The organism is Streptomyces sp. NPDC088197, assembly GCF_044741185.1.
Taxonomy (GTDB): domain Bacteria; phylum Actinomycetota; class Actinomycetes; order Streptomycetales; family Streptomycetaceae; genus Actinacidiphila.
In genome coordinates this window covers 61,374-87,731 of record NZ_JBIUSD010000014.1, presented here as the reverse complement: position 1 = coordinate 87,731, position 26,358 = coordinate 61,374, and the positions used below count along the sequence as shown (strand labels likewise).

At 71.2% G+C, this 26,358-nt stretch carries 22 protein-coding genes and 1 tRNA gene; 16 read left to right on the top strand and 7 right to left on the bottom strand.

The annotated features are described in order from the left end of the window. Window positions 1-98 precede the first annotated feature (98 nt). Window positions 99-1,820 carry a glycosyl hydrolase family 28-related protein gene (locus tag ACIOC1_RS27985; RefSeq protein WP_401856666.1) on the top strand — a complete coding sequence of 574 codons (1,722 nt, stop codon included), beginning with the start codon at window positions 99-101 and terminating at the stop codon, window positions 1,818-1,820. A gap of 79 nt (window positions 1,821-1,899) precedes the next feature. On the opposite strand, the gene ACIOC1_RS27980 is transcribed toward ACIOC1_RS27985, so the two are convergent. Next, entirely contained in the window at window positions 1,900-3,312 is a 1,413-nt protein-coding gene (locus tag ACIOC1_RS27980) for an MDR family MFS transporter (RefSeq protein WP_401856665.1), read from the bottom strand. 92 nt (window positions 3,313-3,404) lie between these two features. On the opposite strand from ACIOC1_RS27980, the gene ACIOC1_RS27975 reads away from it, so the two are divergent. After that, entirely contained in the window at window positions 3,405-4,163 is a 759-nt protein-coding gene (locus ACIOC1_RS27975) for a phosphoglyceromutase (RefSeq protein ID WP_401313784.1), read from the top strand. Window positions 4,164-4,885: 722 nt separating this feature from the next. Here the strand turns inward: ACIOC1_RS27975 and phoU are convergent. Then, window positions 4,886-5,569 carry a phosphate signaling complex protein PhoU gene (gene phoU / locus ACIOC1_RS27970; RefSeq protein WP_355342077.1) on the bottom strand — a complete coding sequence of 228 codons (684 nt, stop codon included), beginning with the start codon at window positions 5,567-5,569 and terminating at the stop codon, window positions 4,886-4,888. Window positions 5,570-5,751: 182 nt separating this feature from the next. Here phoU and ACIOC1_RS27965 point away from each other — a divergent pair, with 182 nt between their 5' ends. Both ACIOC1_RS27965 and ACIOC1_RS27960 read left to right on the top strand, forming a co-directional pair. Next, window positions 5,752-7,098 (top strand): sensor histidine kinase, encoded by a 1,347-nt coding sequence (locus ACIOC1_RS27965; RefSeq protein WP_401856664.1) that lies wholly within the window; start codon window positions 5,752-5,754, stop codon window positions 7,096-7,098. Continuing rightward, window positions 7,095-7,775, top strand: coding sequence for a response regulator transcription factor (locus ACIOC1_RS27960; protein WP_093716893.1), 681 nt, complete (start codon window positions 7,095-7,097; stop codon window positions 7,773-7,775). The genes ACIOC1_RS27965 and ACIOC1_RS27960 overlap by 4 nt, the downstream gene beginning before the upstream one ends. 132 nt (window positions 7,776-7,907) lie before the next feature. On the opposite strand, the gene ACIOC1_RS27955 is transcribed toward ACIOC1_RS27960, so the two are convergent. Next, window positions 7,908-8,525: a DUF461 domain-containing protein gene (locus ACIOC1_RS27955; protein WP_355342083.1), complete on the bottom strand. Its 618-nt coding sequence runs from the start codon at window positions 8,523-8,525 to the stop codon at window positions 7,908-7,910. 544 nt (window positions 8,526-9,069) lie between these two features. Here ACIOC1_RS27955 and ACIOC1_RS27950 point away from each other — a divergent pair. From ACIOC1_RS27950 to ACIOC1_RS27920, 7 genes are all read left to right on the top strand, one after another. Further along, window positions 9,070-9,552: a CarD family transcriptional regulator gene (locus tag ACIOC1_RS27950; RefSeq protein ID WP_033174074.1), complete on the top strand. Its 483-nt coding sequence runs from the start codon at window positions 9,070-9,072 to the stop codon at window positions 9,550-9,552. Window positions 9,553-9,874: 322 nt separating this feature from the next. Continuing rightward, entirely contained in the window at window positions 9,875-10,606 is a 732-nt protein-coding gene (ispD, locus tag ACIOC1_RS27945; RefSeq protein WP_391164090.1) for a 2-C-methyl-D-erythritol 4-phosphate cytidylyltransferase, read from the top strand. 109 nt (window positions 10,607-10,715) lie between these two features. Further along, the gene (gene ispF, locus ACIOC1_RS27940) at window positions 10,716-11,231 is read left to right on the top strand and encodes a 2-C-methyl-D-erythritol 2,4-cyclodiphosphate synthase (RefSeq protein ID WP_401724563.1); all 516 of its coding nucleotides are present in this window, start codon (window positions 10,716-10,718) and stop codon (window positions 11,229-11,231) included. A gap of 97 nt (window positions 11,232-11,328) precedes the next feature. Next, complete coding sequence (locus tag ACIOC1_RS27935; RefSeq protein ID WP_355342090.1) at window positions 11,329-11,718, top strand: PPOX class F420-dependent oxidoreductase; 390 nt, start codon at window positions 11,329-11,331, stop codon at window positions 11,716-11,718. Window positions 11,719-11,852: 134 nt separating this feature from the next. Further along, window positions 11,853-13,244: a cysteine--tRNA ligase gene (cysS, locus tag ACIOC1_RS27930; RefSeq protein WP_355342093.1), complete on the top strand. Its 1,392-nt coding sequence runs from the start codon at window positions 11,853-11,855 to the stop codon at window positions 13,242-13,244. A 182-nt stretch (window positions 13,245-13,426) separates the two neighbouring features. Then, entirely contained in the window at window positions 13,427-14,386 is a 960-nt protein-coding gene (gene rlmB / locus ACIOC1_RS27925) for a 23S rRNA (guanosine(2251)-2'-O)-methyltransferase RlmB (protein WP_355342096.1), read from the top strand. A gap of 342 nt (window positions 14,387-14,728) precedes the next feature. Continuing rightward, the gene (locus tag ACIOC1_RS27920; RefSeq protein ID WP_401856779.1) at window positions 14,729-16,300 is read left to right on the top strand and encodes a DoxX family protein; all 1,572 of its coding nucleotides are present in this window, start codon (window positions 14,729-14,731) and stop codon (window positions 16,298-16,300) included. 216 nt (window positions 16,301-16,516) lie between these two features. Here the strand turns inward: ACIOC1_RS27920 and ACIOC1_RS27915 are convergent, their stop codons facing one another. Both ACIOC1_RS27915 and ACIOC1_RS27910 read right to left on the bottom strand, forming a co-directional pair. After that, complete coding sequence (locus ACIOC1_RS27915; RefSeq protein WP_401856663.1) at window positions 16,517-17,065, bottom strand: Uma2 family endonuclease; 549 nt, start codon at window positions 17,063-17,065, stop codon at window positions 16,517-16,519. 174 nt (window positions 17,066-17,239) lie between these two features. Then, window positions 17,240-17,313, bottom strand: a tRNA-Thr gene (locus ACIOC1_RS27910). A 184-nt stretch (window positions 17,314-17,497) separates the two neighbouring features. Between ACIOC1_RS27910 and ACIOC1_RS27905 the strand changes: the two genes are divergently transcribed. From ACIOC1_RS27905 to ACIOC1_RS27890, 4 genes are all read left to right on the top strand, one after another. Continuing rightward, complete coding sequence (locus ACIOC1_RS27905) at window positions 17,498-18,628, top strand: sn-glycerol-3-phosphate ABC transporter ATP-binding protein UgpC (protein ID WP_355342187.1); 1,131 nt, start codon at window positions 17,498-17,500, stop codon at window positions 18,626-18,628. Window positions 18,629-18,964: 336 nt separating this feature from the next. Continuing rightward, entirely contained in the window at window positions 18,965-19,393 is a 429-nt protein-coding gene (locus ACIOC1_RS27900; protein ID WP_188280613.1) for a hypothetical protein, read from the top strand. Window positions 19,394-19,513: 120 nt separating this feature from the next. Further along, window positions 19,514-20,377 (top strand): NDP-sugar synthase, encoded by an 864-nt coding sequence (locus ACIOC1_RS27895; RefSeq protein ID WP_401856662.1) that lies wholly within the window; start codon window positions 19,514-19,516, stop codon window positions 20,375-20,377. Window positions 20,378-20,508: 131 nt separating this feature from the next. Further along, the gene (locus ACIOC1_RS27890; protein WP_401856661.1) at window positions 20,509-21,483 is read left to right on the top strand and encodes a teichoic acid biosynthesis protein C; all 975 of its coding nucleotides are present in this window, start codon (window positions 20,509-20,511) and stop codon (window positions 21,481-21,483) included. Window positions 21,484-21,557: 74 nt separating this feature from the next. Here ACIOC1_RS27890 and ACIOC1_RS27885 read toward each other — a convergent pair whose 3' ends face one another. Together ACIOC1_RS27885 and ACIOC1_RS27880 are read right to left on the bottom strand one after the other, a co-directional pair. Next, a complete protein-coding gene (locus ACIOC1_RS27885; RefSeq protein WP_391164061.1) occupies window positions 21,558-23,234 on the bottom strand; it encodes a beta-1,3-glucanase family protein in 1,677 nt (558 codons plus the stop codon). A gap of 152 nt (window positions 23,235-23,386) precedes the next feature. Then, the gene (locus tag ACIOC1_RS27880; RefSeq protein ID WP_401856660.1) at window positions 23,387-24,778 is read right to left on the bottom strand and encodes a ricin-type beta-trefoil lectin domain protein; all 1,392 of its coding nucleotides are present in this window, start codon (window positions 24,776-24,778) and stop codon (window positions 23,387-23,389) included. A 554-nt stretch (window positions 24,779-25,332) separates the two neighbouring features. Between ACIOC1_RS27880 and ACIOC1_RS27875 the strand changes: the two genes are divergently transcribed. Next, window positions 25,333-26,262 carry an endonuclease/exonuclease/phosphatase family protein gene (locus ACIOC1_RS27875; RefSeq protein WP_401856659.1) on the top strand — a complete coding sequence of 310 codons (930 nt, stop codon included), beginning with the start codon at window positions 25,333-25,335 and terminating at the stop codon, window positions 26,260-26,262. Window positions 26,263-26,358 lie beyond the last annotated feature (96 nt).

Genomic DNA, 26,358 nt, shown 5'->3' with positions numbered 1-26,358 from the left:
CTTGGTCCGTACCACATGACACCCTCACGTCAGTCGTAGATCTGAACCACGTTCAGATACATGAGAGTGGCCTACGTGTGAAGGGTGGAAGCATGGCGATGAGCCGCAGGAAGCTGCTGACCGCGAGCGTCCAGGTCACCTCGGCGGCGGCAGCCGCGACGGCGCTCGGCGGCACGCCGTTCGGCGGTACGGCGTTCGGCGGTACGGCGAAGGCCGCCGACGCGGCCGTCGACCCGTCCGGGCAGGGGAGCCGCCAACCCCTCGCCCTCTGGCGGGAGTTCACCGTGACCCCGTACACCCACCCGCAGATCCCGTACGTCGCCCGCGCCGGTTACGACGGCGGCTCCCGCCGCTTCCGCCGCCACCCCGTCCGCGCGAACGTCCTGCGCTACGGCGCCAAGGCGGACGGTTCGGCCGACGCGGCCCCCGCCATCAACCGCGCCCTGCGCGAGGTCGGCCGGGCGGGCGGCGGCACCGTCCACCTCCCGCCGGGCACGTACCGCATCGACGACGTCATCCGGCTCGGCTGGAGCAACACCACCCTGCGCGGCGCGGGCAGCGGACGCACCGTGCTGTACGCGACCAGGTCGCTGACCGACCTCATCGGCCCGTACGGCAGCCGGTACGGCGGCGACAAGTCGTCGTGGTCCTGGGCGGGCGGCCTGGTATGGATGTGCCCGGCCGACCGCTACGCCTCCCTGACCGACGCGATCCGCGCCAAGGACTGGCCGTTCGAGGGCTGGACCGGCAACAGGCGCGACCAGTGGCGGACGCTCGCGACCGTCACCGAGGAGGCCGCGCAGGGCAGTTGGAGCGTCACCGTCGACAGCGCCCGCCAACTGCAACCCGGCGCACGCGTGTTGCTGCAATACGCCGACGACCCCGCGCACGGCCTGCTCGACCACATGGCGGGCGACGTCGACGGCGCGGCCACGTACGACTGGTCCGACAAGAGCAAGCTGCTCTCGTACGTCCCCTACGAATGGCCGGCCCTGATCACCGAAGTCCGGGGACGGCGCGTCACCTTCGACCGGCCGCTGCCGCTGGACACCCGGCTGCTGTGGCGGCCGAGGATCACCACGATGGTCGAGCCGCTGGTCAACTCCGGTGTGGAGGGCCTGACCATCCAAATGACGCCCACACCGCAGTCGCCGCATCTGCTCGACAAGGGGTACAACGGGCTCGTCGCGCAGTGCACTTGGGACTGCTGGGTGGACGACGTGCACGCCGTCGATGTCGACAACGGCTTCCTGATGGTCGCGGCGAAGGCCACCACCTTCCGCCGTACCCGCGTCTCGGGGCGCGGCAGCCACCACCCGTACGCCTGCCGCGAGGGCTCGCACGACAACCTCGTCGAGGACTTCGCGATCGACCGGCGCACCGTGCCCGCCCCGTCCGGTACGCAGCTCCACGGCATCAACGCCGAGGGCCTGTCGTCGTACAACGTCTGGTCGCGCGGCCGGATGGAGATGGGCACCTTCGACACCCACCGCGGCCTGCCGTTCGCCTGCGTCCGTACCGACATCACCGTCTCCAACGACGGTCAGCACGGCGGCGACGCCTCCGCCGGACCGCTGTACGGCGCCCGCTTCACCCACTGGAACGTCACCGTCACCAACGGCCGCGCGGGCTGCGTCAAGATCGACGACATCGCGCCCTACAGCGCGACCGTCGGCATCTCCACGGTGACCCCCTTCAGCCAGATCGACGTCCCCGACTTCGCGGGCCCGCTGCACTCTCGCCTGGAGTCCTACGGCACTCCGGGGATCGACCCGCCGAACCTCTACGAGGCGCAGCGCGCTCTGCGGCTCCGCCGCTGACCGGGGCTTCCGGCCGAGCGCCTTCGTGGCCCTGTCGGCGTCCCGGCTGGTGTCCCGGTCGGCGAACGGCCCGCGGCGCTCAGCCGCCGACCTGTTCCGGGGCGTCGCGGGGAGCCGGGGCCTGGGCCTCGACTCCGGCCGCCACAGGGGCGGTGGGGAGGACCGGGGCGGCCGGACGGCCGCGCAGCAGCAGGTAGTAACCGGCGCCCGCGAGCGTGCCGAGGACGGCGCAGCCCAGCCAGACGGTGGTGCGGCCGAGCTGGTCGAGGGTGACGCCGCCGACCAGGGGACCGGCGAAGGCCGCGGCGGACCAGGACAGGGTGTACATGCCCTGGTAGCGGCCACGGGCGGTGGCCGGGGCGAGGTCGGCGACCACCGACATCGAGGCGGGGGCGTGCACGATCTCGCCGAGGGTCCATACGACGACGGTCAGCGAGTAGAGGGCGACCGAGCCCGCGAGGACGGTCAGGCCGAAGCCCCAGGCCATCAGCAGTGAACCGACGCCCAGCAGCGCCGCGTTGCCGTACCGCCGCACCAGCCGGGTGACGGGGATCTGGAGCAGCACGATCACCAGGCCGTTGATGGCGATGACGACACCGAACTGGCGGGCCGACAGGCCGTGCGCGCCCATGTCGACGGCGAGTGTGGAGTTGGCCTGGTTCATCACCGAGCCGAGCAGGAAGGTCAGGCCGACCAGGGCCATGAAGCGCTGGTCGCGCAGGACGTCGGAGAGCCGGATGTCGGTGGAGTCCGCAGCGCGCCGCGAAGTCGCCTTACGGGGACGGGATTTCGCCGTCGTCCCGCTCGCCGTCGTCCCACTCCCAGCCTTCTCGCTTCCAGCCTTCCCGCTCACCGCCTTCCCGCTCACCGTCCTCCCGTCCACGTACGTCACCTTCGCCGTCACCGGCAGCGTCTCCTGCGCCTTGACGTACACGACCACCGCGCACAGCACGGTCGTCAGCGCGTCGCCGACGAACAGCCACACGTATCCCTCGGAGGCGATGAAGCCCGCGGCGGCGGCCGAGACGCCGAAGCCGATGTTGATCGCCCAGTAGTTGAGGGAGAAGGCGCGCACCCGGTCCTTCGGGGGTACGAGGTCGGCGATCATCGCGGAGAGCGCGGGCCGGGAGGCGCTGCTGGTCAGGCCGACGAGGGTGGCGACGGCGGCGATGGCCAGCGGGTTGGTCACGAAGCCGAGCACCGCGGTGGTGGCGGCGGCGCCGAGCTGGGTGGCGAGCAGCGTGGGGCGGCGGCCGATCCGGTCGGCGAGGACCCCGCCGAGCACCGCGCCCCCGGCGCCGCCGAGCCCGAACAGGGCCGCGACCAGGCCCGCGTACGAGGCGGAGTAGCCGCGCTGCACGGTGAGATAGAGGGCGAGGAACGTCACGACGAAGCCGCCGAGGCGGTTCACCAGGGTGCTGGTCCACAGCCACCAGAACTGGCGGGGAAGACCGCTCACCGTCTCCCGTACCGCCCGACTGAACGCCGTCACCGCGACCCCTTTGTGTAATGACCTCTACCGGCTGGAGAATATTACAGAGGGCGGTCGGGTGGCGCCAGGGGATTTCTATTAGGCTCGGGCCCATGGCTGCTGCTCCGTACCAACTGATCCTGCTCCGCCACGGCGAGAGCGAGTGGAACGCGAAGAATCTGTTCACCGGCTGGGTGGACGTCAATCTCAACGACAAGGGTGAGAAGGAGGCGGTCCGGGGCGGCGAGCTGCTCAAGGACGCCGGTCTCCTCCCCGACGTGGTGCACACCTCCCTCCAGAAGCGCGCGATCCGCACCGCGCAGCTCTCCCTGGAGGCCGCCGACCGCCACTGGGTGCCCGTCCACCGCTCCTGGCGGCTCAACGAGCGGCACTACGGCGCGCTCCAGGGCAAGGACAAGGCGCAGACCCTCGCCGAATTCGGCGAGGAGCAGTTCATGCTGTGGCGCCGCTCGTACGACACCCCGCCGCCGCCCCTGGAGGACGGCGCCGAGTTCTCGCAGAGCGACGACGCGCGGTACGCGAGCATCCCGCCGGAGCTGCGTCCGCGCACCGAGTGCCTCAAGGACGTCGTCCTGCGCATGCTCCCGTACTGGTACGACGGCATCGTCCCCGACCTGCTCGCGGGCCGCACCGTCCTGGTCGCCGCGCACGGCAACTCCCTGCGCGCCCTGGTCAAGCACCTCGACGGCGTCTCCGACGCCGACATCGCCGGCCTCAACATCCCCACCGGCATCCCCCTCTCCTACCAGCTCGACGCCTCCTTCCGCCCCCTCAACCCGGGCGGCACCTACCTCGACCCCGACGCCGCGGCAGCCGCCATCGAGGCGGTCAAGAACCAGGGCAAGAAGTAGTCCTCTCGCACCGCCACGCCCTCCGTCCGCGGGTTTTCCCGCAGACGGGGGGCGTTGTCGTTCACGGGTCGACGGCGGGTCGGCGGCCGAGCAGCCCGTCGGCCGGCAGGACGTCGACGGAGCCTTCCGAGTCGTCACAAGGGCGGTCCGAGGGCGCGGCCGTCGTCGTTGGCCGGGCATGACGACGGCCCGCGTCCGTCAGGAAGCGCGGGCCGTCGTCCGTGTGAACGGTTGGTGCGACGGGACGGTACGGATCAGACGAGTCGGGACGGACGGGGCGTCAGCCGGTGCAGCCTCCGCACTGGCAGGCGCCGCCGGACTGACAGCCACAGCCGCACCCCGAGCCGCAGCCGCACGCGGCGACCAGCGGCAGCGGGGTCCGGAGCGGCCGCGGGGCGTGGTCGGAAGACGGCTGGTCGTGTACGGGAGTTGGCGTGACGGGGGATTCCTGCATCAGTACACCCTCCTCAGGCTTGCCTACCCACCAGTGAACTCCGCGCCGGCCGCGCCCTTCAATAGCGCACCCCCGGCGCACGAGCGCACTCCGGCCTCCCCCGAATGCCTTACGCGCCCTACGCGCGGCGACCGACCCGCGCGCCGCGAAAGCCCTCCGTGCCGCCACCGGCCCGCGCGCCGCGAAAGACCCCCGCCCCCGCGAAAGACCTCCGCGCCGCCACCGGCCCGCGACGCGCCGCCCAAGCCCCCGCCCGCGCCGGACGGCGTTACGCGCCCTCCACCGCCGACGGCGTCTGCGGCGTCATCTCGTCCGCGTGCTCACCGGTGACCAGGTAGACGACGCGCTTGGCGACCGACACGGCGTGGTCGGCGAAGCGCTCGTAGTACCGGCCGACCAGCGTCACGTCCACGGCCGTCTCGATGCCGTGCTTCCAGCGGTCGTCCAGCAGGTGCTGGAAGAGCGTGCGGTGCAGCTCGTCCATGCGGTCGTCGTCCGCTTCGAGCTGGAGCGCGTCGTCCACGTCCTTGCTGACGATGACCTCGCCGGCCTTGGCGACCAGGCGCTGCGCGAGCTGGCCCATCTCCAGGATGGTGCTGTGCAGGTCGCGCGGCACGGCCGACTCGGGGAAGCGCAGGCGGGCCAGCTTGGCCACATGGCGGGCGAGGTCGCCGGACCGCTCCAGGTCCGCGCTCATCCGCAGCGACGTGACCACGATCCGCAGGTCGGTGGCGACCGGCTGCTGCCGGGCCAGCAGGGTGATCGCCCGGTTCTCCAGCTCCCGCTGGATCTCGTCGACCTTCTCGTCGGCGGCGATGACGCTCTCCGCGACCTTCAGGTCCGCGTCGAGCAGCGCGGTGGTGGCGCGGCCGATCGCGGAGCCGACGAGCCGGGCCATCTCGACCAGACCGTCACCGATCGAGTCCAGCTCCTCGTGATATGCGTCCCGCATCGCTTTCCTTCCGTCCGAACAGAGGTTTCTCCTCCACGCTGCCACGCTGATGGGCGTACGCGTACCGACCGCACACCCTGAGTGAACCACTCCCCACGTGAAGGTGAACTCTTGGCAACGAGCATCCGAGAGGTAGCTTCCGGGGTTGTGGATCGCTTGCGCGACCCACCTAACCTGGGGCTATGGACGTGAACGCGGCAGTCGCCGCAGCCAGTGCGATAGCCGGTCTGCTGACCGGTGTGATCGCCGTGCTCGCGTTCCGCTGGAGCGAGCGGGAACAGGCCCGCCCCACCCGTACGGCCATGCGGCCCGACAACATGACCGGCGCGCTGCCGCCGGGCGTGGACACCGTCCTTTCGGTCCTGCGGTCCTCCGCCGTCGTCCTGGACGAGGGCGACACGGTGGTCAAGGCCAGCTCGGCGGCGTACGCCCTCGGGCTGGTACGCGGCGGCCGGCTGGCCGTCGACCAGATGCTGCAGATGGCCCGCGAGACCCGGCGGGACGGCGAGATACGGCAGGTGGAACTGGACCTGCCGCGCCGCGGTGTGAGCCGCGGCGAGGGTCTCGCGGTCTCGGCGCGGGTCGCCCCGCTGGGCTCCCGGCTGGTGCTGCTGCTGGTCGAGGACCTCACCGAGGCCCGGCGGATCGAGGCGGTCCGCCGTGACTTCGTGGCGAATGTCAGCCACGAACTGAAGACCCCCGTGGGGGCGCTCTCCCTGCTGTCGGAGGCCGTCATGGACGCCTCCGACGACCCCGAGGCGGTCATCCGCTTCGCGGGCCGGATGCAGATCGAGGCCACCCGGCTGACCAGCCTGGTCCAGGAGATCATCGACCTCTCCCGGGTCCAGGACGACGACCTGCTCGACGACGCCGAGCCGGTGGCCGTGGACGACCTCGTCGCCGAGGCCGTCGACCGCTGCCGTCACCAGGCCAACACCAAACAGATCACCATGGCTACCGGAACCACCCCTGACCTGCACATATGGGGAAACCGGGGCCAGCTCGCCGCCGCCCTCGGCAATCTCGTCGAGAACGCTGTCAACTACAGTCCGGCCCGTACGCGGGTCGGCATCGCGGGGCGCAGGATCAACGCACCCGGCGGGGATCTCATTGAGATCTCCGTCACCGACCAGGGCATCGGCCTCTCCGAGAAGGACCGCGACCGGGTCTTCGAGCGCTTCTACCGGGTCGACCCGGCGCGTTCGCGGGCCACCGGCGGCACCGGGCTCGGGCTGTCCATCGTCAAACACGTGGCCGCCTCGCACGGCGGGGAGGTCACCGTGTGGAGCGCCGAGGGTCAGGGCTCCACCTTCACACTGCGGCTTCCCGAAGCCGGGATCGCCCGCGACCGCGCACTGCCGCCCGGCACCGATCCCGTGGCCGAGGCGGACGCGGACCCCGACTCCGATCCCGACTCCGACCGCGACTCCGATCTCGATTCCGACCAGGAGTCGCTGGACGAGCCGTCGGACGAACAGCTCTTCCGCTCTCTCCCCGAACACATCCCCGCCTCGGAGGTCCTTCCGTGACACGCGTACTCGTCGTCGAGGACGAAGAGTCCTTCAGCGACGCGCTGTCGTACATGCTCCGCAAGGAGGGCTTCGAGGTCGCCATATCCGCGACCGGGCCCGACGCGCTGGACGAGTTCGAGCGCAATGGCGCCGACCTGGTGCTGCTCGACCTCATGCTGCCGGGCCTGCCCGGCACCGAGGTCTGCCGCCAGCTCCGGCTGAAGTCCAATGTCCCGGTCATCATGGTGACCGCCAAGGACAGTGAGATCGACAAGGTCGTCGGCCTGGAGATAGGCGCGGACGACTATGTGACCAAGCCGTTCTCCTCGCGGGAGCTGGTCGCCCGCATCCGCGCGGTGCTCCGCCGCCGCGGCGAGCCCGAGGAGATCTCCCCGGCCGCCCTGGAGGCCGGTCCGGTCCGGATGGACGTCGACCGGCACGTGGTCACCGTCTCCGGCGGCAAGGTCGACCTCCCGCTCAAGGAGTTCGACCTGCTGGAGATGCTGCTGCGCAACGCGGGCCGCGTCCTGACCCGTATGCAGCTCATCGACCGGGTCTGGGGTGCCGACTACGTCGGTGACACCAAGACCCTCGACGTGCACGTCAAGCGGCTGCGCGCCAAGATCGAGCCCGACCCGGGCGCGCCGCGCTATCTGGTGACGGTCCGCGGCCTGGGCTACAAGTTCGAGCCGTAAACCCGGGTCCGGGCCTTGGACCCGGGCCCTGACACAGCGCGCGGACGGCAGAGCGCGTCCCGGATTCGTATACGGGAAAGGCCCGGTGGCGAGCGTGCCACCGGGCCGTTTCAGGTTGTCCGAAAACCGACCTCAGGAGGTCGGGGTGGCGGTGCCCGTCGGGGTCGCGGTGTCCGTCGGCGTGGCCGAGCCGGTGGGCGTGGCAGAACCGGTCGGCGTGGTGCTCGGCGTCGGCGCCTGGGTGGTCGGCAGCGAGCTGGGACCGAACTGCTGGTAGTCGCCGGTGGCCGGGATCACGTTGAGCTGGATCGCGACGGGCCCGGAGGAGCTGAACTCGAACACGGCGTTCTGCACGTCGCCGTCCCGCAGCGCCTCGGTGCCGCTGTCCACGACGGCGGACGGGTTGCCCTTGCCGCCGAGGAGCACGGTGCCGTGGCCGGGGACGCTGACGGTCTGGCCGCCGTCCTTGTCCGCGAGCGTGACCCTGGTCGAGCCGAGCTGGACGGACTGGAGGGTCTGGGCGTCGTCGCCGTTGTTGAACAGGCGCGCGGAGACCGTCGCGGGTCCGTTGCCGGCGCTCTGGGTGAGCACCACGGCGTTCTGTACCTTGATCACGCCGTGGGTCACGGAGTCGCTGTCCGGTTGGACCTTCAGGGTCTGCGCGTCGTTCCCGGCCGCGCAGGCGGCGAGCGGGGCGAGCGAGAGCGCGAAAACGGCGGCGAGGGCGCCGCGACGGAAGCTGCGGACCACGGCGGCGGCATCTCCTAGATCAGGTTCGGAAGATCTTCCAGCGGCCTTAGATTACCGAGCCGTTGACGCGCCCGCGCACCGGGTGGCCCCTGGGAGCCCGGCTCACCCGCGCGGTTCACCCGCCCGGTGGCGGGCCGGGTGCGCGTACCCATTGCATTCCGCATTCCCCCGACGTGATTACCCGACGTCGTTCATGATCGGCGCGGCCGGTTTTCCGCGAGTGTTCCGCCGTTGTTCCACGACTGTGCAAAATTGGATCATCTGCGGGCAGGTTCCCGAACGGAGTAGCGATGATCCACTCGTCCGGGAGCGACAAATAGGGACGTACTGCCCCTTGTTCGGCGGCGGTAGAGCCTGTAACGGCGGCGTTTCAGCCTCCCCGTATACCTGCTCCCACCTGCGGATACCTCGCGCGGGAGGCATGCTCCAGCACGTCCCGGGGGCCGTTGTCAAGCCCTGAGATATGCTCTGACCTGCGAAAACGCCATTCAGATGAGGGCGTTCCCGTGTTACCCTGGATAGCCACGGAAGGGGTACCTGTCACATGACGTTCAAGGTTGGCGACACCGTGGTCTATCCCCATCACGGGGCCGCGCTGATCGAGGCAATCGAAATTCGCCAGATCAAAGGCGTGGACAAGACCTACTTGGTGCTCAAGGTCGCCCAGGGCGACTTGACGGTACGTGTGCCCGCGGACAATGCGGAGTTCGTCGGCGTACGCGACGTGGTCGGTCAGGAGGGTCTGGACCGGGTCTTCGAGGTGCTGCGCGCGCCGTACACCGAGGAGCCCACCAACTGGTCCCGGCGATACAAGGCAAATCTGGAGAAGCTCGCTTCCGGCGATGTCATCAAGGTCGCAGAAGTGGTCCGCGACCTGTGGCGTCGTGAGCGCGAGCGCGGCCTGTCGGCCGGCGAGAAGCGCATGCTCGCCAAGGCCCGGCAGATCCTGGTCAGCGAACTCGCTCTGGCGGAGAACACCAACGAGGACAAGGCCGAGGCGCTGCTCGACGAGGTTCTCGCGTCCTAAGATCCTCGCGCGCGCCCACCACGTGCCATCGAGGTTCTCGTTTCTCGTCTCAATCGGCGTGGCCACGCCGACCGTGACGTACGGCGACGCACTGCCCCCGGAAACACCACCCGAGGGAATTACCGCGGCACCCGGTCGGGCATGACGACCGGGTGCTGCGGCATGCTTGTGCCCGCGTACGGAGACATACGGCCGGAGACATACGGCACCGCTCACCAGGCGGTACCGGGCGTGGCACATCCCCGCGGACTTCACGGAAGGGGTCCGCGGTGAGCGCTTGCCCGGCACTGTCCCCAACCTCGGCTGGGGGTACTCCCAGGCGATACCCACCTCATACAAGGACACAAACCTGCGTACCGCAGCAGTCATTCCCGCCGCCGGCCGTGGACTTCGGCTCGGCCCCGGCGCGCCCAAGGCCCTGCGCACCCTCGGCGGGGTGCCCATCCTGGTGCACGCCGTCCGCGCGATGGCCCGCGCCCGCGCCGTCGACGTGATCGTGGTCGTCGCCCCGCCCGAGGGCGTCCCCGAGGTCAGGGCGCTGCTCGACGCCCACGGCCTGCCCGAGTCCACCGACATACGGGTCGTCCCCGGCGGTGACGTACGGCAGGAGTCGGTACGGCTCGGCCTCGCCGCGCTCCCCGACGACGTGGACGTCGTCCTCGTGCACGACGCGGCCCGCCCGCTGGTGCCGGTGGAGACCGTGGACGGCGTGGTCGAGGCGGTACGCGGCGGCGCCCCCGCCGTCGTCCCCGCGCTGCCGCTGGCCGACACCGTCAAGAGCGTCGACGCGGTCACCCATCTGGTCACCGGCACCCCGGAGCGCGCCCTGCTGCGCGCCGTCCAGACCCCGCAGGGCTTCGACCGCGGCACGCTCGCCAAGGCGCACGCCACCGTCACCCGCGATGTCACCGACGACGCGAGCATGGTCGAACAGCTCGGCGTACCGGTGCTGGTCGTGCCGGGCCACGAAGAGGCGTTCAAGGTCACCCGCCCGCTGGACCTCGTACTCGCCGAGGCCGTACTCGCCCGCAGGAGGGCCACCGATGGCTACTGACGGCCCGCTCGGGCACGGGGTGTCCGGGTCCGATCTGCCCGGTTCCGGTCTGCCCGGCGGCGATCCGTCCGGGTCCGGTCTGCCCGGCGGCGGCCTGTCCGGGTCCGGTCTGCCCGGCTCCGGCCTGCCGCCCGGCTACGTGCTTCCCCAGGTCGGCATCGGCACCGACATCCACGCCTTCGAGGAAGGGCGCGAGCTGTGGTGCGCCGGACTCCTCTGGGAGGGGGAGGGGCCGGGGCTCGCCGGGCACTCCGACGCCGACGTCGTCGCCCACGCGGCCTGCAACGCCCTGTTCTCCGCCGCCGGGCTCGGTGACCTCGGCGCCCACTTCGGCACCGACCGGCCCGAGTGGGCGGGCGCCTCCGGGACCGCCCTGCTCACCGAGGCCGCCCGGATCGTGCGCGACGCGGGCTTCGTCATCGGCAACGTGGCGGTCCAGGTCGTCGGCAAGCGCCCCAAGATCGGCCGCCGCCGCGACGAGGCCCAGAAGGTCCTGACCTCGGCGGTCGGCGCCCCCGTCTCGGTGAGCGCCGCCACCAGCGACGGCCTGGGCTTCCCCGGCCGCGGCGACGGCCTCGCGGCCGTCGCGACGGCACTGGTGGTCCGCGCTCACCCGCACGAGTGAGCGAGGAAAACCCACGGGCGGGTGAGGGAATTCTCCGCCCGTCCGGCACGTTGCGTAGCCGGAAGATCACCGCCCCGGCATGTGAAAGGACCCGCTCATGGCCGCCCTCCCGGACTCCGCCCGCGCCCTGATCGACGGCAAGAATTTCGCGACCATCGCCACCCTCCAGCCCGACGGCCAGGCCCAGTTGTCCGTCGTGTGGGTGACGCGTGACGGTGACGACGTGCTCGTCTCCACCAAGGAGGGCCGTCGCAAGCACCTCAATCTGCTCAAGGACCCCCGCACCACCGTGCTGGTGACCCCGGTCGACAACCCGTACAAGTACCTGGAGATCCGGGGCACGGCGACCCTCACCCGTGAGGGCGGCGACGACCTGATCAACGCGCTGAGCCGGAAGTACACCGGTGAGGAGTACGGCAACGACGAGCCCGGGGACGTGCGTGTCGTCGTACGGGTGAGCGCGGACCGCATCGTCGAGCACGGCTGAGCCGCGCGGGGCCGCCGTCCGTACAGCCGGGCGGGGCCGGGGCGCGGGGGTCGCCGTACAGCCGATTGTCACCGTTGTGTGTGCCCTGTGTCAGACCGCACAAGGCACCCGCTCCGGGCCACTACCCTTGTGGAGTGACTATTCGCCTGTACGACACCAACGCGCGCCAGGTCCGTGACTTCGTCCCGCTCACGCCGGGCTGCGTCTCGATCTACCTGTGTGGCGCCACCGTGCAGGCGGCCCCGCACATCGGGCACATCAGGTCCGGGCTCAACTTCGACATCATCCAGCGCTGGTTCCGCTACCGCGGCTACGACGTCACGTTCATCCGCAATGTGACGGACATCGACGACAAGATCCTCGCCAAGGAGGCCGACCAGGGCCGCCCGTGGTGGGCGATCGGGTACGAGAACGAGCGCGCCTTCACCGCGGGCTACGACGCGCTGGGCTGCCAGCCGCCCACGTACGAGCCGCGCGCCACCGGCCACGTACCGGAGATGATCGAGATGATGCGCGGCCTCATCGAGCGCGGGCACGCGTACGAGGCCGACGGGAACGTGTACTTCGACGTGCGCTCGTTCCCCGAGTACCTGGAGCTGTCCAACCAGGAGCTGGACAATCTGCGCCAGCCCGAGGGCGAGGGCGAGACCGGCAAGCGGGACCAGCGGGACTTCGCGATGTGGAAGTCGACCAAGCCCGGCGAGCCGTCGTGGGAGACGCCGTGGGGCCGCGGCCGTCCCGGCTGGCACCTGGAGTGCTCGGCGATGGCCCACAAGTACCTGGGCAGCGTCTTCGACATCCACGGCGGCGGGATCGACCTGATCTTCCCGCACCACGACAACGAGATCGCGCAGGCCAAGGCGTACGGCGACGAGTTCGCCCGCTACTGGGTGCACAACGCCTGGGTCACCATGAGCGGCGAGAAGATGAGCAAGTCGCTCGGCAACTCGGTGCTGGTCTCCGAGATGGTGCAGCGCTGGCGGCCGATCGTGCTGCGCTACTACCTGGGCACCCCGCACTACCGGTCGATGATCGAGTACAGCGAGGAGGCGCTGCGCGAGGCGGAGTCCGCCTTCGCGCGGATCGAGGGCTTCGTGCAGCGGGTCATCGAGAAAGCCGGGCCGGTCGAGCCCGCCGCCGAGGTGCCGCCCGCCTTCGCCGAGGCGATGGACGACGACCTGGGAGTGCCGCAGGCGCTCGCCGTGATCCACACCACCGTCCGGCAGGGCAACAGCGCGCTGACGGCGGACGACAAGGAGACCGCGGTCGCGCGTCTGGCCGAGGTCCGTGCGATGCTCGGAGTGCTGGGCCTCGACCCGCTCGACGCGCACTGGACGGGCGCCGACCGCGGCGACGACCTGCACGGCGTCGTGGACTCCCTGGTCCGGCTGGTCCTCGAACAGCGGCAGTCGGCCCGCGCCCGCAAGGACTACGCGACCGCCGACGCGATCCGCGACCAGCTCGTACAGGCGGGTCTGGAGATCGAGGACACACCGACGGGTTCGCGCTGGACGCTGCGCGGCTGACCGATCCCGCGGCCGACCGCCTCGGCGGCCGACTGCCTCCGTGGCGGACCGCCTCCGTGGCGGACCGCCTCCGCGGCCCCGGCCGACGGGCCCGACCCGTCGACGCGACCCGACCCGACCCGTATATCCGTACGCCGGACCCATGTCCGGCGAGCATGACCGAAGCGAAGTGAGAGTGCCCCATGGCCGGGAACAGCCAGCGCAGGAACCGCCGTACATCCAACAAAAAGGGCGCCACGGTCGGCAGCGGCGGGCAGCGGCGCAGGGGCCTTGAGGGCAAGGGCCCGACGCCGCCCGCGGAGGCGCGCAAGGGCCACAAGAAGAACCGCGTCGCCAACGCCGCGGCCAAGCGGGCCGTCTCCTCGCAGTCCCGGCGCCCGTCGGGCCGCGGCTCCAAGTCGACCTCCGAGCTGGTCGTCGGCCGCAATCCGGTGGTGGAGGCGCTGCGCGCCGACATCCCGGCCACAGCTGTGTACGTCCAGCAGTTCATCGAGAACGACGACCGGGTACGGGAGGCGCTGCGGCTGGCCACCGACCGCGGCGTACCGCTGCTCGAAGCCCCGCGCCCCGAGCTCGACCGGCTCACCGCGGGCCTGAACCACCAGGGCCTGGTGCTCCAGATCCCGCCGTACGAGTACGCGCACCCGGACGATCTGGCCGCCGCCGCGCACGACGCGGGCGAGGACCCGCTGATCGTCGCGCTCGACGGTGTCACCGACCCTCGTAACCTCGGCGCCGTCGTCCGCTCGGTGGCGGCCTTCGGCGGGCACGGCGTCGTCGTGCCCGAGCGGCGCGCGGCCGGGATGACGGCCGGTGCGTGGAAGACGTCCGCGGGTACGGCGGCGCGGGTGTCGGTGGCGCGCGCCACCAACCTCACCCGCACCCTGGAGTCGTACCAGAAGGCCGGGCTCACCGTCGTCGGCCTGGCCGCGGACGGCGACCTCGAACTGCACGAGCTGGACGCCCTGTCGGGGCCCGTCGTCATCGTCGCGGGCAGCGAGGGCAAGGGGCTGTCGCGGCTCGTCAGCGAGACGTGCGACCTGTTGGTGCGGATTCCGATGCCGGGCGGCGCGGCGGAGTCGCTGAACGCCGGTGTGGCGGCGGGTGTTGTGCTGTACGAGGCGTCGCGGCGCAGGGCCTGAGCGGTGGTTGTGGCGCAGAGCCTGAGCCGTGGTCGTGGCGCCGGGACTGTGGCGCCGCGTCTGTGGCGGGTCGTGGTGCCGGGTCGTGGCGCCGGGGCTGAAAAGCTTGCGCGGCGCAGGCTCTGAGCAGCCCCGTGACACTTCCTGAGGCGTTCTCGGACGCGTCTTCGAATCGTCATCGCCGGGGCGCTGACCGGGCGTTGACGGGTCTCGGACATCGTGGGGGCGCGGAGGCAGTGTCCTAAACGTCCGTCACTCGGTTAGATGAGTGTGGACACCAGAACACCCCGCACTCCTACGGGGGGAGGGTTGCCCGGCTTCGACGAGCCCGCTCCGTTGAGCATGGCCAGGGTGCCGAGCGATCCCGCCCAGGTCATCGTCAATCACGCGAGCTTCCGGGTGCAGCTCGGCGCGACCCCGGGCCGTGCCCTCAGCCTCGACGACACCGCGCAGATCCCCGTCGTGACGCAAGCGCGGCCCGGCGCGGCCGGGCGGCGGAAGCTGTCGCCGGTGGTGTGGTCGGGCCGCTCCACGCCGGGCGACCCGGCGGCCGGGGAACTGCTCCAGGCGGTCCGCCGCGCGGGCGTGGCCGGCGGCGCGAACTCCTCCGGCGCGGCCACCCAGGTGCTGCCGCGGATCGACGACACCACGGTGGCGCCCCCCGTGCCGACCGTCGTGGGCCAGCGCGGCGCGCAGTCGCCGACCGGCCTGCTCAGCGGCGTACGCCCGGCGACCGGCGCGTACGACGAGGGCGCGGACGGCGGTTCCGACGAGCAGCGGGTGGGCTACGTCGGCGACTCCTCGTCCGTCGACGGCGCCGAGCGCAGGCCGCGTACCCGCAACGGCGAACCGGCCAAGCACGCCTGGTACCCCGACCGCCGGATGAACCTCGGCATCGTGCTGCTCCCGCTGCGGATCTTCCTCGGCTTCGTGTCGATCTACGCGGGCATGGGCAAGCTCTGCGACCCCGTCTACTTCGACGGCGGCAAGCGCGGCTCGATGGTCACCTGGCTCAACTCCCTGCACCCGTGGGCCCTCGCGGAGCCGCTGCGCGACGCCGCGCTCAACCACCCGGTGGGCGCGGGCCTGAGCATCGCCTTCCTCCAGGTGGTCGTCGGCGTTCTGACCGTCTGCGGTCTGTGGCAGCGTGTCGCGGCCTTCTTCGGCGCGGGCCTGTCGATCGCGCTGCTGGTGACGGTGAGCTGGCGGACGGTCCCGGTGTACGACGCCCCGGACTTCATCTACCTCGCCGCGTGGAGCCCGCTGATCATCGCGGGCGCGCCGGTGTACTCCATCGACGGTCACCTCGCCGGGGACGCCTGGCGGCGGCTCGGCCCGCGCGTCACGGTGTGGGACCTGCGCCGCCGGGTGCTGCGGCGCGGCACGGTGCTCGCCACCGTGATCGCCGGTCTGACGCTGCTGATCGGCTCGGTGCTCGGCGCCGCCGTCCGCGCGTCCAGCACGCACGACGACAGGCCGCAGCGGCCGACGGTCATCCCGACCAACAATCTGCCCGGCTCCCCGCTGCCCGAGGTCTCGGGCGGCAGCGGGCCGCAGGGCGCGTCGCCGAAGCCGTCGGCGTCGCCGAAGTCCAAGAAGAAGGGCGAGGACAAGAAGAAGGCCAAGGGGCAGCCGACGTCCAAGGCACCGACGTCCTCGTCGTCCACGTCCTCCTCGTCGACCGGCGGCGGCCACTCCGCGGGCTCCCGCCCGACCAGCGGCTCGACGTCCTCCTCCAGCGGCGGTTCCTCCGGCGGGACTTCGCAGGCCCCGCCGCCCGCCCCGCCCTCGCAGCCGGAGGCTCCCGCCCCGTCCGCCCCGGCCCCCAAGCCCACCCAGGGCGCCATCGGCGGCCTCCTCGGCCTCCACGTCCTCGGAGACCCCTCCGCCCCGTCCCCCACCCGCACCTCCTGACCCTCCCCCACCCCCAGGACCGCGCCCCCACCCCAGAGGACGCGGTCCTCACGCCGCGCCGATCCCCCCGGGGCCCGAGCCTGCCCGCCGGTCGGATCTGCAACGCGGCGGTGCCCCCGGCAGGCCCGGTGAGGACATCGCCGCCTTCGCGCAGTCGCCCGCCGGCTTCTGCGTCCTGTGAACCGCCACGCGCGGACCTCTGCGCGGGAAAGAACCTCACGAGGAGGGCAGCAGCGTCCCAGTGTCCAGGTCGAAGCCGAACGGTTGCGGGACGCGAAGGCTTTCACCGAAATCGGCGTCCTCGCGACGGTGATACTTCCCGCCGTCGGGACGGCTGAAGAGCGTGACCGTCTTCAGCCTCGCGTCGACCACGAGGTACAGCGGGATTCCCATCATCGGGTAGTCCCGTACCTTGCCCACCCAGTCGTTCTCAGGGTTCGACGGCGAGACCAGCTCGACGGCGATGGCCGCGCTCTCCGCGGGGACCTGATTGTCGGTGGTCTCCAGCACGTCAGCGGGCAGGTACGTCAGATCGGGGTTGCGGCTCTTGCCCACACCGGGAGAGACGAGGTCGGTGTTCTCGCTCGGCAGCAGGTCGCCAGGGCAGTGTGCGTCGAACTGGCGCCTTACCACCAGGAGATTGCGCTGGTGGATGCCAGGGGGGCCGACCATCATCACGATCGTGTCGCCGGAGATCTCGGTCTTGAACCCGTCCGGCAGACTCCTGCGGGCCTCATCAAGGAGTGCGAAGCGCTGCGGGTCCATGCCGCTGTGCCTCCCATGAACGGGCCGACCGGTCTCCCAGCCTAGCCCGACCTGACGCCCCAGAGCCCGCACCGTTGACGGGCTCCGACCGGGACTCTCCACACCCGCCCGGCCGACCGCATCCGCCAACGCAGAACCCCGGCCCAGATCCTGTCTGGGCCGGGGTCCACAGAGAGCCCCCTGTCGGATTCGAACCGACGACCTTCGCTTTACAAGAGCGGTGCTCTGGCCAGCTGAGCTAAGGAGGCGCAGGAGAAGTGTAGCGGGCACGGATCGGGGGGTGGGAGGGAAAGTGGGGGGCGGGGGGCTGGTGACAAGGGGCGGGGGGCAAGGTAGCGTCACGGGAAGGTTCACACAGTGTGGACTGGACCAATCCTTCCTTTACTCGGATCGTCCGGCACGTTCCTGCCGGTGAAGGGACTGTAATCAGTCATGGCAACTGTCACGTTCGACAAGGCGACCCGCATCTACCCCGGTGGCGACAAGCCCGCGGTGGACGGCCTGGAGATCGAGGTCGGGGACGGCGAGTTCCTGGTTCTCGTCGGGCCCTCGGGTTGCGGCAAGTCGACCTCCCTGCGCATGCTCGCGGGTCTCGAGGACGTCAACGCGGGTGCGATCCGGATCGGTGAGCGGGACGTCACGCACCTGCCGCCGAAGGACCGGGACATCGCGATGGTGTTCCAGAACTACGCGCTGTACCCGCACATGACCGTCGCGGACAACATGGGCTTCGCCCTGAAGATCGCGGGCGTCAACAAGGCCGAGATCCGCAAGCGGGTCGAGGAAGCCGCGAAGATCCTGGACCTCACCGAGTACCTGGCGCGCAAGCCGAAGGCGCTCTCCGGCGGTCAGCGCCAGCGTGTCGCGATGGGCCGCGCGATCGTCCGTGAGCCGCAGGTGTTCCTCATGGACGAGCCGCTGTCGAACCTCGACGCCAAGCTCCGCGTCCAGACCCGTACGCAGATCGCGAGCCTCCAGCGCCGTCTGGGCGTCACGACCGTGTACGTGACGCACGACCAGGTCGAGGCCATGACCATGGGCGACCGCGTGGCGGTCCTCAAGGACGGCATCCTCCAGCAGGTCGACAGCCCGCGGAACATGTACGACCGCCCCGCGAACCTCTTCGTGGCCGGCTTCATCGGCTCCCCGGCGATGAACCTCATCGAGGTGCCGATCACCGACGGCGGCGTGAAGTTCGGCAACGCGGTCGTGAACGTCGAGCGCGAAGCGGTGCAGGCCGCGTCGGACAAGGGCGACCGTACGGTCACCGTCGGCGTCCGCCCCGAGCACTTCGACATCGTCTCCGAGAACGACAGCTCCAAGGCGCTGACGAAGGAGGGCCCGGCGGGTCTCGCCGTCACCGTCAACGTCGTCGAGGAGCTGGGCGCCGACGGTTACGTGTACGGCTCGGCCAAGGTCGGCGACGAGGACAAGGACGTCGTCATCCGCGTCGGCGGCCGCGCGATCCCCGAGAAGGGCTCCGTGCTGCACGTCGTGCCGCGCGCCGGTGAGACGCACGTCTTCGCCACCTCCTCCGGCGAGCGCCTGACCGACAACCGCTGATCCACCGGTTCCTCCACGCCGACGGCCCGCCGGTACGTGACTCCTCACGTACCGGCGGGCCGTCGCCGTGTACCACCGGTACGTGAGCCGCCGGTACGTGTGCCACCGGTACGTGTCCCGCCGGTACGTGTGCCGCCGCTACCTGAGCCGCGTCGCCGCCTCGCCCCCCGCCTCGCCCCCACCCCCGCCATCCGTACACGTTGTCGACAAATACATACGCATATCCGGCCTTTCGGGTGTGTTCGTCAACACCCGAACACCCTCTCCGAGATTTTCACTCCCTCGTCAGGGTGACTAAATGTCGCCAAATCATCACCAGTCGCTACGATCCGATGCGTGAACCAGGTAGCTCGCCGTCTCGGCAAGACATTCGCGCTCGTTCTTCCGGTCGTTCTCGTGCTGTCGGGAACGCTCGCCGTCACCCGCGTCCCGTGGGCGGACTCCTCCTCCGACTCGCAGGTGCTCACCGCATCCGCGAAGACGAAGGAGCAGGTTGCCGCGCAGGATGCCTCCAAGGCACCGCAGGAGGTGCTGCGCCGCCGTCTGTTGGACGAACTCCAGGAGAAGGACCCCGGCGCCGCTCTGACCCAGTTGCAGGTCGAGATGGCGCGTCAGCCGTCGCTCGCACGGTACTGCGCGTCGATCGCCCGGTCGCTGGGGCGCGCCGCCGTCGCCAAGTACGACGGCGCCACGCAGCGCGCCCAGGCGTGGTCGCGCCCGGTGTGCGACACCGCCTTCGCGACGGGCGTCGCCTCGGTCGGCTGACATCGCTGTTGACGGCGGCCTCTCCGGCCGCCTCCCACCACCGGCACGCGCGAGGAACCCCTTGCGGCGTACGGCCCGCCCGGTGCGGGACGTACGCCGCCTTCGCATAGGGTGCGCTGCATGACGCGCGCCGACGACCGTTCCCCCTCGACCGCCCACGACGCCTCGCGCGCCGAGGCCACGCACCACGCCGCCGCGCCGGATGACGCCTCGCGCCACGACGCCGCGCCGGATGACGCCTCGCGCCACGACGCCGCGCCGGTCACCCAGGCCGTGCTCCTGGCCGGCGGCCAGGGCTCGCGGCTGCGGCCGTACACCGACGACCGCCCCAAGCCGATGGTGGAGATCCCCGGCACCGGGACGCCGATCATCGGGCACCAGCTCGCGTGGCTCGCCGCCGAGGGCGTCACCGACGCCGTCGTGTCCTGCGGCCACCTCGCCGAGGTGCTCCAGGAGTGGCTGGACGGCACCCCGCAGCCGCTGAACGTGACCACGGTCGTCGAGCGCGAACCGCTGGGCCGCGGCGGCGGGTTGAAGTACGCGGCGGCCTCGCTGCCCCGGCCCGACGAAGCCTGGTACGCCACCAACGGCGACATCTGGACCCGCTTCTCGCTCCGCGAGATGGCCGCCTTCCACCGTGAGCGCGACGCGATCGCGACCCTCGCGCTGGCCCGCCCCCGTATCCCGTGGGGCGCCGTCGAGACCAACGAGTTCGGCCAGGTGCTGGACTTCATCGAGGCCCCGCCCTCGCCCTTCCTCATCAACGCGGGCGTGTACGTCTTCGCGCCCGGCTTCACCGCCCAGCTCCCGGACCGGGGCGACCACGAGCGCACCACCTTCCCGCGGCTGGCCCGCGAGCGGAGGCTGGCCGGTTTCCCGATCCCCCAGGGGGCCTACTGGCGGGCCATCGACACCGCCAAGGACCTCACGGAGGCGGCCAAGGAACTCAGCGCCCGCCCCGTGCAGCCGCCCGCCGCCGTCTGACCCCCCGCCCCGTGCAGCCGCCCGCCCCGTAGGACTGCCCGCCCCGTGCAGCCGCCCGCCGCCGTCTGACCGCCCGCCCCGCCTCCGCCCTGGGCATTGCGGGGTGTGAAGGGTGGTGCCAGGGTGGCGCAATGTCGAAATCACTGTCGCGATCCCTCTCGCGCCGCACGGCGTTAAAAGTGGCCGGTACCGGCCTGCTCGGAGTCGGCGCGGGCGTCGCGCTGAGCGAGTCACTGGCAGCGGCCGACGTCCCGGCCTCCCAACGGTTCGACCTGTCGCAACCGTCGTACGAGCGGTTCCGCGGGGTGTCGCTGCACGAGACGCACCACGCGATGCAGGGCATGGCCTACGACAACGTCAACCGGCGCCTGTACATCGCGCAGATCCAGAACGGCAGCGACGGCGACGACCTGTGCGTCAACCAGTTGAGCATCAGCGGCGGCCTGACCGGCCACATGCACGTCAGCAATGCGGGGCACGGTGTGTCGATCGGGGTGGAGCCGGTCGGCACCGCGTCCTACATCTGGATGGAGTGCGACTCCGACCAGCACAGTGACGCCGGTCGCGGCACGGCGCTCGCCCGCTTCAAATTCGTCAACGGCGGTACCCCGTCGTCGGTGAAGAAGTTCCTCACCGGCAGCAAGACGATCTCCTGCGCCACCGACCCGGTCAACAAACGGCTGTTGGTCCGCCGCAGCGAGAGCGGCGGCATGCACTACAGCCTGTTCTCGCTCGCCGACGCCGCCGCGGGCAAGTTCTCCAGCCCGCTGGCGCACTTCGCCCAACCCACCCTCGGCAACGGCTCCGTGACCTTCCAGGGCTACACGTTCCTCGACAACTACCTCTACACGCTGGACGGCACAGGGCACGAGGACCCCGCCGACATCAACTCCTACGTGACGGCCACCGACATGAACACCGGCAAGGTCGTCCAGCGCTCCTTCACCGCGGCAGGCAAGACCCTCTTCTACCGCGAGCCCGAGGGGATGATGGTCTACCGGACCGTCAACGACAACCCGCGCCTGTGCTTCGGCTTCGCCTCCCGCCCCTCCATGACCAGCTCCACCCGCTACGCGAGCGTCTACTACAAGAACGTCCTGATCTGACGTTCCCCACCCGCTGGGGCCGGGCCGCACATCGCGCGGCCCGGACCCGGCGGAGGCTGAGGGACGGACCCGGATCAGTGGGTGAAGGTGAACCAGTTGATGTTGAGGAAGTCGGCGGAGGAGCCGGACGAGAAGACGAGATAGACGTCGTGGGTGCCGGTGACCGAGGCGGTGACGTTGGCGGGGACGGTCTGCCAGTTCTGCCAGCCGCCGTTGTTGCCGAAGTCGATCTCGGCGATCTTGGTCCCGGTGGTGCTGCCGAGGCGGACCTGGAGGGCGCCGCTGACGCCGGGGTCGGCGCCGGAGGCGAGGCGGGCGGTGAACTGCAGGGGCGAGGAGGAACCGAAGTCGAGGGCCGCGTACTTGAGCCAGTCGCCGTTGGAGATGTAGCCGACGTCCTGGCCGCCGCCGGAGTCGGTGCACGCCTCGGTCTGGGTGCCGCTCTGGGCGCTGTAGGACTCCGCCTGGACGGTCGAATAGGCGCCCGTGCCGCCACCGCCGGGCGGCGGGGTGGTGCCGGAGCCCGCGCCGGGACCGAGCGAGACCGTCCAGGAGGTCGGCGCGCCGTCCTGGATGTGACCGTCGACGGGAGCGGCGCCGGTGGGACCGACGTCGTCGTACGGGAAGGCGTATCCGACGTTGGCGTACTTGTGGACGAGCCGCGCGTAGTGGTTGGTCGTCGCGTCCGTGTAGTACGCGGAGGGCGCGACGCCGTCGGGCTGGTTGTTGCCGCCGCCGACCAGCAGCGAGCTGCGGTTGAGGGCGGCGGCCAGCCGGGCGGCGACCGCGCCGCGGGCGTCGCCGCCGGAGTTGTAGAGCGGGCCGCTGGCGCAGCCGAAGATGTCGACGGCGCTGGGCTTGGTGAACGGCACGCCGTTGGTGTTCAGACCCGAGAAGACCAGGGTGTTGCCGGAGACGGTGCCCGAGTACGAGCCGATGCCGCCCTGCCCGTTGATGGTCAGCGTGTGTGACTGGTAGTAACTCCACACGCTGTTCAGGTAGTTGTTCCAGTACCCGCCGAAGTCGGTCGGCGAGTGCGAGGGCGCCAGGATGCGCAGCGCGGCGCCCGAGGAGTCGGTGGCGACCAGCTTGTCCCACGGCGCCCCGTCGGCGGCGTGCTGCGCCTGGAGCCCGGAGGCGATGGAGGCCAGCGCGCCCGAGGGCAGCGGGCTGACCGACTGCGAACCGCCGCTGCCGGTCGTCGCCATGGAGACGGGCAGCGCCACCATGTCGACGTAGCTGATGTTCGCGTACAGGTTGGCGCTGTTGTACGTGAACTCGCAGAAGGTCCAGTTGGTCAGCCAGTTGGGGTCGCTGCTGGTGAAACCGGGCTGTACGAGACCGGGTACGCCGCCGTTGCCGCCGGGCGGGTTGACGTAGAACTGGATCTTCTTGCCGACCGAGAACCAGACCCGGCCGCCGATCACGTAGTCCTGGAGCGTGAAGGTGGTGGCGGCCGAGCCCGAGGCGCCCAACTGGAGGGAGAAGTCGGCGATCGGGGTCAGGACGGACGAGGGGCTGGGCAGCCGCTGGAAGTGCCCGGACGAGGTGACGAAGCCGGGCCAGCCGGAGCTGTCGGAGCCGCTGATGTAGGCGTAGACCGTGCCGTTGCCCGAGTTGTTCTTCAGCGAGACGGGCAGCGACGGACCGGCCGCCGCGGCCCGCGACGTCAGGCCGCGTGCCCACAGCGGGGAACTCGCGGCGGCGGCGCCCGCGCCGACCGCGGTGACGAAGGATCGTCTGGAGACCACGTACTCCTCCTTGGAGGTGGCAGGCGGGCCGCCGCCGTCGGTGCGTCGGGGCGGCGGCTCGCGTGGGGGGACTGCCTGGAAGAACGTCAGGACCTGGGGCCGGGAGTGCCGTAGGCCGTCGGGGCCTCAGGTCGTCAAGAGCTGAAATACCGTCAGGACGGCAGGTGCCAGACCTGGTTGGCCCCGCCCGTGCAGTCCCAGATCTCCACCTGGGTGCCCGCGGTGGTCGACCAACCGGTGTCGTCCAGGCACCTGTTGGACTGCGGGTTGTACAACGACCCGTTGGACTGCGGTATCCACACCTGCGAACCGGTGTTGTTGCAGTCGTAGAGATCGACCAGCGTCCCGTTGGCCGTGCCGCCGCCGTTGACGTCGAGGCACTTGCCCAGGACGTGCAGGGTGCTGCCCGCCTCCACGACGGTCCACTGCTGCGCGGCCGTGCCGTTGCACGTGTAGACCTGGACGGGGTTGTAGTTGGCGGTACTCGACGCGCGGTCGTCCAGGCACAGGCCGCCGTAGCCGGTGATGGCCTTGCCGCCGGACGGCGGCGGGGTCGTACCGCCGCCGGTCGTCGTGTACGCGGCCACGTATCCGACGCTCATCGTCCCGCCGGACGTCGTCGCCGAACTCGGCGAGGTGCAGCCGCAGACGCCGTTGGGGAAACCGCCGCCCATCGCGAGGTCGAAGATGATGTTCAGGTTGTGGTCGTACGCCGCCTGCCAGGTGGCCGCGCCGACCTGGCCCTCGGTGACGCTGAAGTACGAGGCGCCGTCGAGGTAGAAGGTGATCGACTCGTTGGACGTGTTCGTCCGGTCGAGGATCATCGAGTACGTGTGGAAGCCGCTCTGGCAGCCGGAACACGCGCGCAGGCCGCTGCCGATGCCGTTGCCCTCGTTGCAGACACCGCCGGGGTACGTGCCGCAGTGGATCGTGCCCGCCACCTGGGACAGGGCGTTGACGTCCTCCATGATGTCGATCTCGCCGTTCTCGGGCCACTGGCCGGGGCCAAGCATCCAGAACGCGGGCCAGTAGCCGAGGCCGTTGGCCGGGCTGGGCTGCTGGATCGACGCCGTGACCTGCAACTTGCCGCCCGCCGGGGCGCCCGCGACCGCGGTGGGCGTGTGGATGCGGCCCGACGTCCAGTTGGTGCCGCTGCCGAGCGCGGTGATGTTGAGGTGACCGTTGCCGTCCAGGTGGACGTTGCTGGTCGAGTTGGTCATCGTCTCGATCTCGCCGGTCCCGAAGTTCGCACCGGGGCCGGTGTCGTACGTCCACTTCGACCCGTTCGGCGCGCTGCCCGCCGCGCCGGCGAAGTCGTCGCTGAAGACGGTGGTCCAGCCGGACGGCGCGCCCGGCACGGTGACCGCGTCCGCGGACGGGGTGCCGACGGCGAACACGGCGAGCGCGCCGAGCGCTGTGGCGAGGGCGAGTTGACGCCCTGCGCGCCATGCGCGGAATGCGCGGAATGCGGCGGGTCCGGAGAAGGCGCGGGCGCGCGAGGCCGACCGCGGGGATCTGCTGTGGGGGGATGAGCGGTGGGTCACGGAGAGCTCCTGACGGTCCGTCAATCGGCGGACGGGAAGAGTTGCCAGGGAACACGCGGAGGGGGAGCGGTGCCGCGGATACGGCGGCGGATGCGGTGGTACGGCGGGGTGTGACGAGTGCGGCGGATGCAGTGGGGGTGCAACGGGCGCGGCGGTGGACCGGTCGCGGCGCGGAGGCGGGGCGTCCGGTGGTGTAGACAACTGAGCGAAGTTGATTGAACCCGTGTACATGCGCTGCCGTCAAGATGTGGTGAGAGCGCTCTCTGGGCTGCCGCCCGGGGGCGGGGGACCGAGGCCGGCCGCGGTGGCCGGAACGCTGCCCGCGGGGCGGCCCGGCGCCGGGCCGGGCTCCAACGGCCTTGGGAGGGCGGGCTGTTGGCCTCCGGCGGGTCCGTGATCTCGCGGGAGTCCGCGCACCGGGGGGGCGACCGACCCACAAGGGGGGTTCACCGACGGCTCGGTCCGCGCCGGGCGGTTCGCGGCACCCGACTCGCGGATACGCCCCGCCCCGGTCGGGTGCTGCTGGTCAGCGGGGGTGTGGCTATCGTCGGAGTGTGCGCTTTGTGACGTTTAACGTGCTGCATGGGCAGGCGATGACCGGGGGGCGACCGGTGGCGTTCGGGGTGGGGGAGGCGGCGGGGGAGCCGTTGGGCGCGGCCGTGGCGGCGCTGGACGCCGACGTCGTGGCACTCCAGGAGGTCGACCGCGCACAGGAACGGTCCGGGCGGATCGACCAGGCGCGGGTCGCGGCCGACGCGATGGGCGCCGCGCACTGGCGCTTCGCCTCCGCCGTCCACGGCCGGTCCGTCCCGGGCGAGGGATGGGTCCTGGACCCGAAAGCGCCGGACCTCCGGGTCTACGGTCCACCGGGTGCGGGTGCGGGTGCGGGTGCGGGTGCGGGTACGGATACGGATACGGACGCGGGCGCGGCTGGCGGGGTGGAGGCGTACGGCGATGCGCCCGCGCACGGGGTCGCCCTGCTCACCCGGCTGCCGGTACGGCACTGGCGGGCCCGGCGGCTCGCACCCGCGCCCTTCGCGCTGCCGCTGCGGGTGGCCGGACGGCCGGGGCTCGTATGGGTACGGGACCAGCCGCGGGCCGTGCTGGCCGCCGTACTGGAGGGCAACGCCGGACCGTTCACGGCCGTCGCCCTGCACCTGTCCTTCGTGCCCGGCTGGAACGCCCGCCAACTCGCCGCCGTACGCCGCTGGATCGCCGACCTGCCCCGCCCCTACCTGCTCCTGGGCGACTTCAACCTGACCGGCGCCGTACCGAGGACCGTCCTCGCCGCCACCGGCCGCGAGCGCTGGCACGACCTCGCCCGCACCCCCACCTACCCCGCCCACCGCCCCCTCGTCCAGTTCGACCACATCCTGGCCCACGGCGTCCCGCCCTCCTCGGTCCGCCCCGCCCTGACCTCGGCGACCGCCCCCCTGACCCCCCTCTCCGACCACCGCCCCCTGGTGGCGGACGTGCAGTGGTGACCCCCGCCTCCTGAAGCGCCCCTGCCGTCCACCCGCGCGGCAACGGGCTGCCGTTCGTTACGGCTGAGGCGCGCTCGCGGCGGCGAGCCGTCCGCA